At 63.5% G+C, this 12,492-nt stretch carries 11 protein-coding genes; 10 read left to right on the top strand and 1 reads right to left on the bottom strand.

Features of this window, described 5'->3' with window-relative positions; all coding sequences use genetic code 11:
* Positions 1–658 (top strand): DUF2225 domain-containing protein (locus tag ACESNG_RS00545; protein ID WP_373067275.1); only part of this gene is annotated, 658 nt, incomplete at its 5' end.
* 84 nt (positions 659–742) lie between these two features.
* On the opposite strand, the gene upp is transcribed toward ACESNG_RS00545, so the two are convergent.
* Positions 743–1,393, bottom strand: a complete 651-nt coding sequence (gene upp, locus ACESNG_RS00540; RefSeq protein WP_373058525.1) for a uracil phosphoribosyltransferase — start codon at positions 1,391–1,393, stop codon at positions 743–745.
* Positions 1,394–1,445: 52 nt separating this feature from the next.
* On the opposite strand from upp, the gene ACESNG_RS00535 reads away from it, so the two are divergent.
* The 9 genes from ACESNG_RS00535 to ACESNG_RS00495 all read left to right on the top strand — a co-directional run bounded on the left by ACESNG_RS00535 (position 1,446) and on the right by ACESNG_RS00495 (position 12,156).
* The gene (locus ACESNG_RS00535) at positions 1,446–2,879 is read left to right on the top strand and encodes a phosphatidylglycerol lysyltransferase domain-containing protein (RefSeq protein ID WP_373058523.1); all 1,434 of its coding nucleotides are present in this window, start codon (positions 1,446–1,448) and stop codon (positions 2,877–2,879) included.
* A 69-nt stretch (positions 2,880–2,948) separates the two neighbouring features.
* A complete protein-coding gene (locus ACESNG_RS00530) occupies positions 2,949–3,530 on the top strand; it encodes a TIGR00730 family Rossman fold protein (protein WP_373058545.1) in 582 nt (193 codons plus the stop codon).
* 78 nt (positions 3,531–3,608) lie between these two features.
* Positions 3,609–4,229 carry a hypothetical protein gene (locus ACESNG_RS00525; protein WP_373058521.1) on the top strand — a complete coding sequence of 207 codons (621 nt, stop codon included), beginning with the start codon at positions 3,609–3,611 and terminating at the stop codon, positions 4,227–4,229.
* Positions 4,226–6,562, top strand: a complete 2,337-nt coding sequence (locus tag ACESNG_RS00520) for an ATP-binding protein (protein ID WP_373058519.1) — start codon at positions 4,226–4,228, stop codon at positions 6,560–6,562. Before ACESNG_RS00525 ends, ACESNG_RS00520 begins: the two co-directional genes overlap by 4 nt.
* Positions 6,559–7,281, top strand: coding sequence for a response regulator (locus ACESNG_RS00515; protein WP_373058517.1), 723 nt, complete (start codon positions 6,559–6,561; stop codon positions 7,279–7,281). The genes ACESNG_RS00520 and ACESNG_RS00515 overlap by 4 nt, the downstream gene beginning before the upstream one ends.
* 402 nt (positions 7,282–7,683) lie before the next feature.
* The gene (locus ACESNG_RS00510) at positions 7,684–9,228 is read left to right on the top strand and encodes a sigma-54-dependent transcriptional regulator (protein ID WP_373067273.1); all 1,545 of its coding nucleotides are present in this window, start codon (positions 7,684–7,686) and stop codon (positions 9,226–9,228) included.
* A 339-nt stretch (positions 9,229–9,567) separates the two neighbouring features.
* Positions 9,568–9,936, top strand: a complete 369-nt coding sequence (locus ACESNG_RS00505) for an ArsR/SmtB family transcription factor (protein ID WP_373067270.1) — start codon at positions 9,568–9,570, stop codon at positions 9,934–9,936.
* Between the two features lie 75 nt (positions 9,937–10,011).
* A complete protein-coding gene (locus ACESNG_RS00500) occupies positions 10,012–11,409 on the top strand; it encodes an MBL fold metallo-hydrolase (protein ID WP_373067268.1) in 1,398 nt (465 codons plus the stop codon).
* Positions 11,410–11,472: 63 nt separating this feature from the next.
* Positions 11,473–12,156 (top strand): YdcF family protein, encoded by a 684-nt coding sequence (locus tag ACESNG_RS00495; RefSeq protein ID WP_373058509.1) that lies wholly within the window; start codon positions 11,473–11,475, stop codon positions 12,154–12,156.
* The last annotated feature ends 336 nt before the right edge of the window (positions 12,157–12,492 follow it).

Genomic DNA, 12,492 nt, shown 5'->3' with positions numbered 1-12,492 from the left:
TGCCATGACTACGCTACATCTCATCGAACTGACTTGCCCCGTCTGCGAAATGCTGTTTCGCTCGCAGACCGTGGTTGCCACCAACGCCTTTGGTGGTAAGCGCACCGATTTCCACGAGCGCGCGGCCGGCATGCAGCCGCTGCCGTACTTCGTCCATCTCTGCACACACTGTGGCTACGCCGGCGTGCAGCGGGATTTCGACGAAGACGCACCACCTGACGACAAGCTTCGCGCGTTGGTCTGGAGCGAGCTGGCACCGGCGCTCACCTCGGAGCTTGCGTCGGGCTCTCTCAAGTACGAACACGCCGCCAAGGTGGCGGAGTGGCAGGAGAGCGATCCGCGGTCACTCGCGGATCTTTATCTTCGGGCGGCGTGGTGTTGCGTGGACGAGAGTGACACGGAAGCTGCGCGCTACTTCCGGCGACACGCCGCGTGGCGCTTCGCGGACGCACTCGAGGCGTTCGACGGTGTGCCGATGGAAGAGCGGGCCGTAATCACGTATCTCATCGGCGAACTGTGGCGGCGTGTCGGTGACGACGCGCAGGCGCATCAATGGTTCGAGCGGGTGGCGGGCGAAGTCACCGAACCCATGGCGCAGTCCTGGGTGCTCGAAGCAGCCGATCAGCAGAGGACCGAGCCGCGGGAGTGGTTCTCTTGATGACTGCGAAGTAGGGGGTGAGGAGTATGGAGTATGGAGTATGGGGTACTCCTTACTTCCGACTCCGTACCCCTTACTTGGTCCTCATCGCGTGCCAAACAATCTGTCGCCGGCATCACCGAGTCCGGGCAGAATGTAGCCGTGCTCGTTGAGCTCGCGGTCGAGTGCGGCGGTCAGGATCGGCACGTCGGGATGTTCGCGCGCGAGTCGTTCCACCCCTTCGGGTGCGGCGACGAGACAGAGAAAACGGATGCGTGTGGCGCCGGCGCGCTTTAACGATGAAACCGCGGCGGCGGCGCTGCCGCCGGTGGCCAGCATCGGGTCGAGCAGCAGGAAATCGCGCTCGCTCACGTCGCCCGGCACCTTGAAGTAGTAGTCTACCGGCTCGAGCGTATCGTGATCGCGATAGAGTCCAATGTGGCCCACGCGCGCCGACGGCATCAGGCGCAGAATGCCTTCCACCATCCCGAGACCGGCGCGCAGAATCGGGACGAGTGTGAGCTTCTTGCCGCGCACCGACCACCCTTGTGTCGTTTCGAGCGGTGTGTCCACCGGCACCGGCTCCAACGCCAGATCGCGCGTGGCCTCGTACGCCATCAGCATGGCGATCTCGTCCACCAACTCCTTGAACTGTTTGGTGGGCGTCGCGCGGTCGCGCAGAAGTGTGATCTTGTGCCGGACCAACGGGTGGTCCACGATGCTGAGCGTGGGGAACGTACGCGGCGAAGGGAGCATGGTTCGAAGCTAGCCGTTCCCGGCAGCCTCCCGGTAGTATCCGAATGACTCCGTGCCCGTTTCCTCCGCTTCCGCCTCCACGCCTGCGCGTGACGATTCTCGTGCGCTCGCGCTGATCCAGCGCTACGGGCGTACGGCGACGGCGTTCCGCGCACTCGGCGCGGGTTTGGAGCACTGGTTCCTGGCCGACGAGCACGGCGATCGCGGACTGGTGGCGTACCGCCGGACGCCGGGCGCGATGGTCTCGGCCGGCGAGCCGGTGGCGGCTCCCGACGACGCGATCGCGGTGGCTGACGCTTTTGTGGAGTTCGCGGCGTCGCAGCGGTGCCGCGTGAGCTTCTTCGCAACCGAGGGCATTCTTGCGTCGTCGCCGCGATTCCGGCGCGTGATGGTGGGTGAGCAGCCGGTGTGGAATCCGCCGTCGTGGGACGAGCATGTGTCTCAACACCGATCGTTGCGCGAACAGTTGCGCCGCGCGCGGGCGAAGGGCGTGACAGTGCAGACACTCGATGCCGCCGCGATGCTCGAGCCGGATCGTCGCGCGTCGTTGGAGGCATTGATCGACCGATGGTTCGCCTCGCGGCCGATGGCCCGGATGGGATTTCTGGTGGAAGTCGATCCGTTCGCCTGGTTGGCACGGCGGCAATCAATGGTCGCAATGCGCGGTGGTACGCCGGTGGCGCTGCTCTCCATGGTGCCGGTGCCGACGCGTGACGGGTGGCTGTTCGAGCACTTGCTGCGCGATCCTGACGCACCGAACGGCACCGCGGAATTGCTGATCGACCACGCCATGCGGGAGCTGGCCGCCGACGGCGTGCCGTGGGTCACACTCGGGCTGGCGCCGCTCGCTGGACCGGTGAGCGGATGGCTGCGTTCCACACGAAGCTGGTTGCGCCCGCTGTTCAACTTCGGCGGACTTGCGGCGTTCAAACGGAAACTGCGCCCGCAACAGTGGGAGCCGATCTATCTCGCATATCCCCTCGGGCAATCAAGCGGGCGGGCGATGCTTGATAGCTTGCGTGCGTTTGCTGGTGGGTCGTTGTGGCGATTCGGATTGCGGACGCTGCGGCGAGGACCGGCGGTGCTGGTGCATGTGCTCGAGTGGATGCTTATTCCATGGACCATCTTGCTGGTGCTGGCGCCGACATCTCCGTGGTTTCCGTCGAGAGCAGTGCAAGGCGCGTGGGTAATGTTCGATGTGCTGCTGTTGGTCGCCCTTCGCGCGCTGCGCGCGCAAGAAAGTGCGGCCGGCACGGTGGCTCAACGTGCAGCGACTCGCCGTGCAGCGTGGCGTCTGAGTCGGGCGTTGGCGATCGCGGTGTCGGCCGACGCGGTGGTCACGATCGCGCAGGCCGCATGGTGGAACCGCAGCAACACCGACAGTGCACTGGGTTGGGCTGTTGTACTGATCGCCTGCCTCGGGCCCTCACTGGCGGCAGTGACGTTGTGGGGCGCGACCGCTCGCATGGGCACGCTTGGGCGTTAGCTTGTGCACATGGGCCCTGCATCCAGCGACTCCGATTCTGTGTTCGCATCCGCCCCGGTCTCAGCACCGATGCAGCGGGTGGCGGTCTACTGCGCCTCCAACGACGGAGCGCGCCCGGAATATCTGGAGTGCGCGCGGGCACTCGGCACGTTGATGGCCCAGCGCGGACTCACCGTGGTGTATGGCGGCGGTCGGGTCGGGTTGATGGGTGCGCTGGCCGATGCGGCATTGGCGGCGGGCGGCGAAGTGATCGGTGTGATTCCGCACGGTCTGGTGCAGCGCGAGGTCGCGCATCATGGTCTCACTTCCCTGCGGGTGGTGGGATCGATGCATGAGCGCAAAGCGATGATTGCCGAACTCGCTGACGCCTTCATCACGTTGCCGGGTGGCCTGGGTACACTCGAGGAGTTTTTTGAGACGTGGACGTGGGCGCAGCTTGGTGTGCACCGGAAGCCGATCGGGCTCCTGGATGTCTTGGGCTATTGGACTCCACTGGTGGCGCTGCTCGATCATGTCGAGACCGAGGGATTTCTCCGTGGAAATCCGCGCGAGTGGTTGGTGGTGAGCGAGGATGCTTCGTCGATGCTCACCCGACTGCAGACGTTCGTGGCACCGACGGTGCGACGTTGGCTTCAACTCGGCGAAACCTAAAACGCACGTATCGCTGCGTGTGCAGCCGTTTGGCTGCATCTAGCGAAGGGCACCGAGCCCATCGAGAATCCGCGTATAATGCAAGCCGAACGTTGGGAACACAGTCTGCACACGTCAGATTCGCGATTTACGCGCGGGCTTGCCGTGGCCGCGATCGTGCTGACCGTGCCGAGCCTGTTGGGCTGGCTCTTCGGCATCCCGTGGCTTGGGCAACCGTTCGAGACGTTTGCGCCTGCGCGACTCGGTGGCACCGTGATGATTCTCACTGGCGCCGTTGGTCTGCTCGCGAAACTGGCTGGACGACGTCCACTGGGGCGTCCCTTGGCTGTGCTGTGCGGATTCGCTGCGTTGATTGCGTTGGTGGTGGCTTGGCGGCATGCACCGTTGCCGCTGGATGCGCTCGCCCGCACACGGGTTGGTGACGCGTCACCATTGCGCGCCGTCTCGACGTCGGTGTCGCTATTGTTTCTGTTGTACAGCACGGCGCTGTACCTGCTGACGTCGAGGTCACAATCAGAGCGTCGTCGCACCGTGACCGGTGCGTTGTCGGCGCTGCTGGTGGCCAGCAGTGGTGTACTGCTGTTGGCGCAACTCGCCGGGGTGCTGGGATCCAGTGCTGCCGCCGCGGCCGCCCGTGCGCCCTTGCATAGTCTGCTGGCGTTGCTGCTGCTGGTACGGCACTACTGCAACGCACCATGACGGACGAAGCGCGCACCAAGGCGCCTCCTCGATGGGCCCCGGTACTGGCCGGTGCGAGTACGATGCTGCTGGTGCTGGTACTCTGGCAGGCGTTGGTGGCGCGCGAACAGTCGCAATCCCGCGCCCAGGCTGCTCTTGCCGCCGCCGCGCTGGGTCGGGCAGTGCAGCGGCAGTTTCTCGCGGTCGATCGCGCGCTCGGCCGGTCGGCGTTGTTTCTTTCGGGCGCTGGTCGTGTCGGTGACGAGACTTGGACCACCACGTTCCCGCGGCTCATCGATGAGACGGACGGACTGGTCAGCATGGTCTGGCTCGATTCCACCGGCACCGTGTTGCGCACCGCGCCTACGGGGGCACTTTCGCCGACCGTGCTCCGTGAGCTCGTTGACTTCGTGTCGCGCCGGTATCACGCGGATCTGGCGTCGGTACCTCCGACTACATCGCTGCCGGCGACCGTGCGACATGTCATCGCGCTGCGCGATGCTCCGTGGGGGAGTGCGCTGGTGTATCCGATCGTTTCGCCGGTGTCTGTGGCATTGCACGGCCACACGGTATTGGTCGGCTTCGTGGACGAGGCGGAGTTGATCGGCGCGTTCACGAGCGATGCGCGTGGTGGATTCGTGGTCGCAGTGTCGCGCGGAGACTCGATCATCACTGGCCGCGTGGCGTTGGAACTGCCCGAGTACACCGCGCCCCTGCAGCTCGGTGCACGTCAGCTCACCGTGTCGGTATCACAGGCCACCGGTCCGTCGCGTTCCACACTGCCCGAAATCGTGTTGCTCCTTGGCTTGGGGGTGGCGGTGCTGCTGTCGGTCACCATGTGGCAACAACGCGAGATGTTGGTGCAGGCCAGCAATGAAGGGAAGCTGCGTATGCAGCGGGCCATCGAGCGGGCCACGGATGGTGTGTGGGAACTCGATGTCCTCCGCGGTACCATGCATCGCAGTCCCGCGTTGTTGCGGTACCTCGGGATCGATCCGTTGGTGCTCGAAGGTGGATTCACCTCCTGGTCGGCGCTCATTCATCCCGATGACGGTGGTGGGTATGCGCACGCGCTCGACGCGCACGTGCACGGTCGCACCGAGGCGTTCGAGTGCGAATATCGGCTGCGTGCGGGAAATGGTTCATGGCATGCGCTCGTCGATCGCGGCCGTGTCGTGGAGCGCATCGCTGATGGGAGTGCTGCCCGTCTGTTGGGCATTTCCGCCGACGTGACGGAGCGCGCACTGGCGGACGCGTCGCGCGAGGAAAGCGAGCGGCGGTTCCGGGCGATGTTCGATACGGCGAATCAAGTGCAGCTGTTACTCGACTACGACGGTAGTATTCTGGAAGCAAATCGTGCGGCCGGTGAGCTGGCGGGGACCACGGCCGCCGCGTTGTCGGGTATGCGCTTCTGGCTGGCACCATGGTGGGCTGACGACACGGTCACTGGCGAGCGTGTGCAGGATCGCTTCGTGAAGGCACGTACCGGCGATACGAATCGATTCGAAGTCGAGATCGGCCACCCGGGTGATCGGTTGGTCACGATCGACTTTTCGCTCAAGCCGATTCTGGACCACGAGGATCGGGTGGTGCAGGTTCTGGTGGAAGGGCGCGATCTCACCGTGCGTAAACGGGCCGAGGAATCCCTGCGTGAGATCGGTGCGCTGACCATCATGGGACAGCTCGCGGCGCGGGTGGCGCATGAGATCAACAATCCGCTCGCCGGCATCCAGAACGCGTTTCTGCTGATTCGCGGAGCGATTCCGACGGATCATCCGCACTATCGGTTCGTGGGCGCGATCGAGCGGGAGATTGCGCGTATCGCGGCGGTCACGCGGCAGCTTTACGAGACGTACCGTCCCGACCAGTCGATGATCGCCCAATCGTCGGTAATTTTGGCGGTGACCGATGCCGTGAGTTTTCTCGAACAGGTGAATCGCGTCCGTCAGGTGAAAATCATCACCGATCTTTCGCGTGCGCCATCGCTTGTGCCGGTACCCGATGCGCTCCTTCGACAAACGATGTACAATCTCGTACAGAACGCGTTCGACGCGTCACCGGCGACCGGCACGATCACGGTGACGGCCATGGTGGAGCAGGACGAGTGCGTGTTACGTGTGACTGACGAGGGGCCTGGTGTTCCCGATGCGCTCAGGGAACGTATCTTCGACCCGTTTTTCAGCACCAAGGATCGCACCGTGAAGACGGGCGGTATGGGTATCGGTCTCTCGCTGGTCAGGCAGTCCGTTCAAGCCGTGGGCGGCACCATTTTCGTACATGATCGGCCACAAGGCGGGACTGAATTCGAAGTCCGACTGCCGATGACCCCTTTGGATACCGGAGTGCTGCGATGAGTCGCGGACGAATTTTGATTGCCGATGACGAGCCCACGTTTCTCAACTCGACGGCCGAGTTGCTGCGACAAGAAGGGTTTACGGTTGATACGGTAGACGACGCAGCTTCGGCGCTGGCCGCGATTTCGGCGGCGACGTACGACCTGGTGATTACCGACCTCGAGATGCCCGGGAACGCGGATCTGGATCTGGTGCAGCAGGTCGCGCACCTGAGCGGGGGACTGCCGATCATCATTATCACGGGATTTCCGTCGGTTCGGTCGGCTGTCGCGTCCATCGAACTCCCGGTCGCCGCGTACCTGGTGAAGCCGGTGCACTTCCCGGAGCTATTGAAACGCGTCACGAGTGCGGTCGCGCGCTTTCGCTCGTATCAGGCGATGCAGAGCGCGGAGGCACGGCTGCGCGAGTACCGCTCGCAGGTGGAGGCGCAGCCAGTGGCGCCGGCCACCGAAGGGCAGGGTGTCGATACGTTTCTGGCGCTGACGCTGCGGAATGTGATGGGATCACTGACCGATCTCGAACAGCTGGGACGCGCCCTGGCAGGACAACACACGCTGCAACCGCACCCCTGTCAGCTCATGAACTGTCCGCGTGGCGCACAGCTCCAGGCGGCTGTGGAGGAGACGATCGCTATACTCGAGGAGACCAAGGGAGCCTTCAAGTCCAAGACGCTTGGCGACTTACGTCATCGACTGGAACTTCTGGTCAAACTGGTATGACACGCTTTGCCAGCTCCGATGTGGAGATTGCGCGAGTTCTTCACAGTCGAGGGCGACCTGTGACACATTCTGTGACAGTTGGCTCTTGCGTGATTGGCTGGTACGCATGATACTCTAATCACGGGACCTGACGCAGTGGCGGTTTGTCCGCCGCGGCCATCTCTCGGGCAGCAGCACTTCAGGACGACATATGGATCGCTCGATCGATCCAACCTTGGCGACGGGATACCGATCCCGGAGTTGAAGGCGCGAAGTCTCGCTCTCATTGAGAGCAGGCATCGCGCCTTTGTGTTTTCCAGATATGTGATGCGCAACACGTGAGCGCGGCGTTTTATCGCTGTGCTCGATACGCCCACTCTGGACCGCATACCTTCGGGAAGTGGCTCAATGGAGAATCCGCAGATGAGCAACGTCGCGCTGTACAACGTCGATCCTTCAACGCAGGCCCGCAGCGCCTTGGCTGCGCCGCGCTCTCCAGCTGCGCGCGCGCGCCATCTCCGCATTGCAGCTCGAGGGAGTTCCACCCAGCCGACTACCCCGATGCGCATTCTGGTCGTGAGTGAGCGTATGTCGCTTGTGGACGCCCTGCGCGTCATCGTGGAGGCTGACGGACGCGAGCTCTTGCACGCCGCTCAGGCGGCGGGTGTCTGTGAGATTATTACTCGGGCCGAGATCAACGTCGTGATCGCTGATCAGCAGCTTCCGGGCGACGACGGTTTCCGTCTGCTCGATGAACTGCACGACGTGCACCCCACGTTGCTGACCGCGATGGCGACAGCACCCGGCGCCACCAACGCCGCGATCAAGGCCTTTGAGCGCGGTGCAGCCGATTACATAAACACGCCGGTCCAGCGCGACGACGTGATCGACTTCCTGCATCGCGCCAACGCGATGACGATGCTGCGCGTAGAGACGACACCGGCGGACGCCGAGGTAAATGAATTCCGCGGCATGTACGGTACCACGCCGGTCATGCGGGACGTGTTCCGGATGATCGCGCGAGTGGGTCGCACGGACGTGACGGTTTTGGTGGGCGGCGAGAGCGGCACTGGCAAAGAGCTGGTCGCGCGTGCGCTGCATGACGAAAGTGCGCGGCGTCACAAACCGTTCATTGCGCTCAACTGCTCGGCGTTGCCATCGGAGTTGGTGGAGAGTGAACTTTTCGGACATACGCGAGGCGCATTCACGGGCGCCGTGAAGGATCGCGGCGGTCTGTTCGAAGCGGCGCACGGTGGCACGCTCTTCCTGGACGAGATCGGCGACCTTGGCCCGTTGGCGCAAGCGAAAGTCTTGCGCGCACTCGAGAGCGGTGAAGTGATGCGGGTCGGTGGCACGAAGACCACGCGCGTGGACGTGCGCGTGATCGCGGCCACGAACCGCCCGCTCGACGCGATGGTGGCCGATGGACGATTCCGTGAAGATCTGCTGTACCGCCTGAAGGTGATATCCCTGACCCTGCCACCACTGCGCGACCGCAAGTTCGATGTGCCGTTGCTCTCCAGTCACTTTCTGCACGTGTTCGCCGAGCGCCATGGCTTGCCGGCGCGCCGGATCAGCGACGACGCGAGCGAGATTCTGCTGAACTACGACTGGCCGGGCAATGTGCGCGAACTGCGCAACGTGATCGAGGGCGCGTTGGTGATGGCAGACGGCGTGGAAATCTGCCCGTGCGACTTACCAGCTAGTCTCACGGCGCAGCGTCCGATGCGTGCGATGTCGATCATGGAGCAGTCGGCCGACTTGCCGTTCGTGGAAGCGCGCGAGCGCGCCCTGCGGGAGTTCGACCGCGCATTCCTGGGAGCGGCGCTGGCGCGCAACGGCGGAAATATCGCCCGCACTGCGCGAGCGCTCGGTCTGCATCGCCAGTCGCTGCAGAAGTTGCTGGCGCGCCGTGACCTGCGGCAGCCGGCGGAAATGCAGAGCTTGGAGTTGAGAGCTGAGAGCTGAGAGCTCAGAGCTTTTCTATATCACCCATCTCGGCCGGAGAGGGCATGCACATACGCATCAAAGTTATCAGCGCGGCACTACTCCACTATTTGAAGGATCTTGTGAGCCGCGCGCACATCGGGTCCATCAGCGAATGGCCGATGTACCGCGAATGGTAGGTGCGCAGTTCTTCCCCGCGCCGGGAGGAACTGAAGTCTCATTGATTGAGACCAAGACAAAAGCCGGCCTAATCTTGTCCCTTTTCATCCGACGATTCTCCGCATAAGCTTGAGTGTCACGCCTGTCGCGCGACCTCCTTCGTTGAATCGACGGGGGAATGCCGGACTATGCGAGGTCGAGATGGGTCGATTCACTTTGACAGATGGTGTCGTACCATTGGTCGCGGAGCGCTTCAAGGCGCTTTCAGAACCCGCTCGCCTATCATTGCTCAGGTCGCTTCAAGATGGTGAGCAGACCGTGAACCAGCTCGTAACGGGTACCGGACTCGGTCAGGCGAACGTGTCCAAGCACCTTCAGGTCTTATACGCGCACGGGTTTGTGAAGCGCCGCAAGTGCGGGCTGTTCGTGCATTATGTTCTGGCTGACCGGCAGATCATGAAGTTGTGTGAGCTCATGTCTTACCGGGTTACTGAACACGCTGCGGGAAGCGGCCATGGGAACGCTCGATCGCCGATCTGCCGGCTCGATGATGCTGACGAGGTGGGATAAGTGCCGCCGGTCAAGCCATCTCCGGGGAATACCGACTAGGAGCGGGTGACGTTCTAAACTGAGGAATACGAGCGCATGCAGATCGAGTTCTCCGGCGCCGCCCAGGAAGTCACCGGCTCCTGCCATATCCTCCGTGTTGGCCAGCGCACGATACTGCTCGATTGCGGGCTGTTTCAGGGTAAGCGCAGCGAAAGCCGTGCGAAGAACGCGAAGCTCCCAGTGCCGGTGAGCGAAATCGATGCCGTGGTGCTCTCGCACGCCCACATCGACCACGCGGGGCGCCTGCCGTACTTGGTGGCGCAGGGCTACAAGGGAAGTATCTGGGCGACCAGCGCCACGCGCGATCTCTGCGCCCTCATGCTCGCCGACTCGGCGCATATTCAGGAAAAGGACGCCGACTTTCTCCAGCGGCATGACCGGCCGTATGACGAACCCCTCTATCGCGTGGAGGATGCCACACGCACGCTCGAGCAGATGATCGGCATGCCGTACCACAAGTGGTTCGAGGTGACCGACGGTGTGCGCGCGATGTTCACGGAAGCCGGACATATTCTGGGCAGCGCGTCGGTCGTGCTGGAGCTGCGCGAGGGCGACGAATTCCGCCGCGTGGTGTTCTCCGGCGATGTCGGTCGCCACGATTTGCCGATCATCCGCGATCCCGAGCCACCCACCGGTGGTGCCCACGTGATTCTGTGTGAGAGTACCTACGGCAATCGCGATCATGAATCGGTGGAGGGCGCGCGTGAGGAACTGGGCCGCGTGGTGCGCGAAACGGCCGCTCGTGGCGGTCGGGTGCTGATTCCCGCTTTCGCGGTGAGACGTACACAGGAGCTGGTGTTCGACCTGCACGCGCTGCATCGTGCCGGCAAGATTCCGTCGGTGCCGATCTTCATCGACTCGCCGCTGGCGACGGCGGCGACGTCGGTGTTCGCGATGCACCCGGAAGTGTTCGACCACAGCGAAGACCTGATTCGTCACACGAACGATCTTTTCGACTTCCCACTCGTGAAGTTCACGCGCGATGTCAATGAATCGAAGGCGCTGAACGACATGCACGGTCCGATGGTCATCATCGCGGCGTCGGGGATGGTGGAATCGGGGCGTATCCTGCACCATCTGCGCAACGGGGCCAGCGACGCGCGCAACACGATTCTGATCGTGGGCTTCATGGCGGAACACACGCTGGGCCGTCGCATTCTGGAGCAACGACGGGTGATCAAGGTTTTCGGCGAGGAGGTCGAACTCGCGGCGCAGGTGGAAGTGTTGAACGGATACAGCGCGCATGCAGACCGTACCGAACTCCACGCTTGGCTGAAAGCCGTGCGCGATGGCGGCGAGGCCGAAGGCCGGAATCAGCCACACGTGTATCTGGTGCATGGTGAACAGCCCGCGCAGACCGCCTTCGCCATGCAGCTTCGAGCCGATCACTTCACGGTGGATGTTCCGGCGCCCGGCACGGTCGTGACGTTGTAGTCACACCGGAGGCCCCAGACCGTTGTGCCGTCGCCGAGGGTGCGCATGCAGTAGTTTGGCAGGATGGAACGCGTAGCCCGTCGGCGATATCGACCTTCACGCATTTTTCAGCTCGGCGGCGCGGTGCTGACGGGGTGGGTGCTTTGCGTAGCAGTCATATTCGGCTGGTCGCGACGGGCGGCCGAGGGACGTGCCGATGCTATCGTGGTCTTGGGCGCCGCGCAGTATGGTGGACGCCCGTCACCGGTGCTTCGCGCCCGTCTCGATCATGCGCTGGCGCTGTGGAAGAGCGATCGGGCAGCTCGCGTCGTGCTGACCGGCGGTCGTCGCCCAGGCGATCTGATCAGCGAAGCGGCGGCGGGGCGACGGTACCTGGTGCGTCGCGGCGTGCCGACGCAGGCGATTCTATTGGAGCCGGCAGGGCGCACGTCACTGGCGTCGATGGAAGGCGCGGCTCAGCTGCTCAAGGCGTGGCGCGACTCGCTTCCGGCCGCGGTGCGCGACACGATTTCGAGTCGCCCCAGTGTACTACTGGTGAGCGACCCGTTTCACATGCTTCGACTCGACGTGCTCGCGCGGTTGCACGGTCTCCGTCCGCTACCGTCGCCCACGCGCACAAGTCCCATCTCGGCCAATCGAGCGGTGGCAATCGAGTACATGCTGCGCGAATCGATCGCGCTCCCCACCGATGTGGTGCTTACGTGCTGGTTGGCGCTGACCGGCGGCTCCGTGAACGTGCCGCAGTAGCCTTGACGTTTTTCAGCTCTTCGGGGTGTCGTGTCGGTGACTCTCGCCCCAACGGCCGGCTGCGTTGCCTCACCGAACCTTGTCGCTGACATGCCGCGTTTCGCGCGGCTCCTATCCGCGTCGTGTCGGCCGAGATTCACCCACACGACACCTCGAAGAGCCAAATACCTCAAGCTGGCCAACGTGTAGCGACCTCCCGGTCAGTGACCTCTGCGCCTCTGCGTTCTCCGTTATTCTGCGTGATCAGTGCTCGATCTCCCCGAGCATCGCCGCCAGTGATCTGCCGTTGAACGGATCACTCGTCGATAGACAGTCTGCTGAACTGATCACGCAGAG

It is taken from the genome of Gemmatimonas sp. (assembly GCF_041689975.1).
Lineage (GTDB): Bacteria > Gemmatimonadota > Gemmatimonadetes > Gemmatimonadales > Gemmatimonadaceae > Gemmatimonas.
Note: the sequence above shows the minus strand (reverse complement) of the source record. Positions and strands in the feature narration are given on the sequence as shown.

Excerpts from the sequence above, each read along its gene's own strand:
- ACESNG_RS00520 (WP_373058519.1), top strand. The coding sequence starts at position 4,226 with ATGACGGACGAAGCGCGCACCAAGGCGCCTCCTCGATGGGCCCCGGTA.
- ACESNG_RS00530 (WP_373058545.1), top strand. The coding sequence starts at position 2,949 with ATGCAGCGGGTGGCGGTCTACTGCGCCTCCAACGACGGAGCGCGCCCG.
- ACESNG_RS00505 (WP_373067270.1), top strand. The coding sequence starts at position 9,568 with ATGGGTCGATTCACTTTGACAGATGGTGTCGTACCATTGGTCGCGGAG.
- ACESNG_RS00510 (WP_373067273.1), top strand. The coding sequence starts at position 7,684 with ATGAGCAACGTCGCGCTGTACAACGTCGATCCTTCAACGCAGGCCCGC.
- ACESNG_RS00525 (WP_373058521.1), top strand. The coding sequence starts at position 3,609 with ATGCAAGCCGAACGTTGGGAACACAGTCTGCACACGTCAGATTCGCGA.
- ACESNG_RS00515 (WP_373058517.1), top strand. The coding sequence starts at position 6,559 with ATGAGTCGCGGACGAATTTTGATTGCCGATGACGAGCCCACGTTTCTC.
- ACESNG_RS00500 (WP_373067268.1), top strand. The coding sequence starts at position 10,012 with ATGCAGATCGAGTTCTCCGGCGCCGCCCAGGAAGTCACCGGCTCCTGC.
- upp (WP_373058525.1), bottom strand. The coding sequence starts at position 1,393 with ATGCTCCCTTCGCCGCGTACGTTCCCCACGCTCAGCATCGTGGACCAC.
- ACESNG_RS00495 (WP_373058509.1), top strand. The coding sequence starts at position 11,473 with ATGGAACGCGTAGCCCGTCGGCGATATCGACCTTCACGCATTTTTCAG.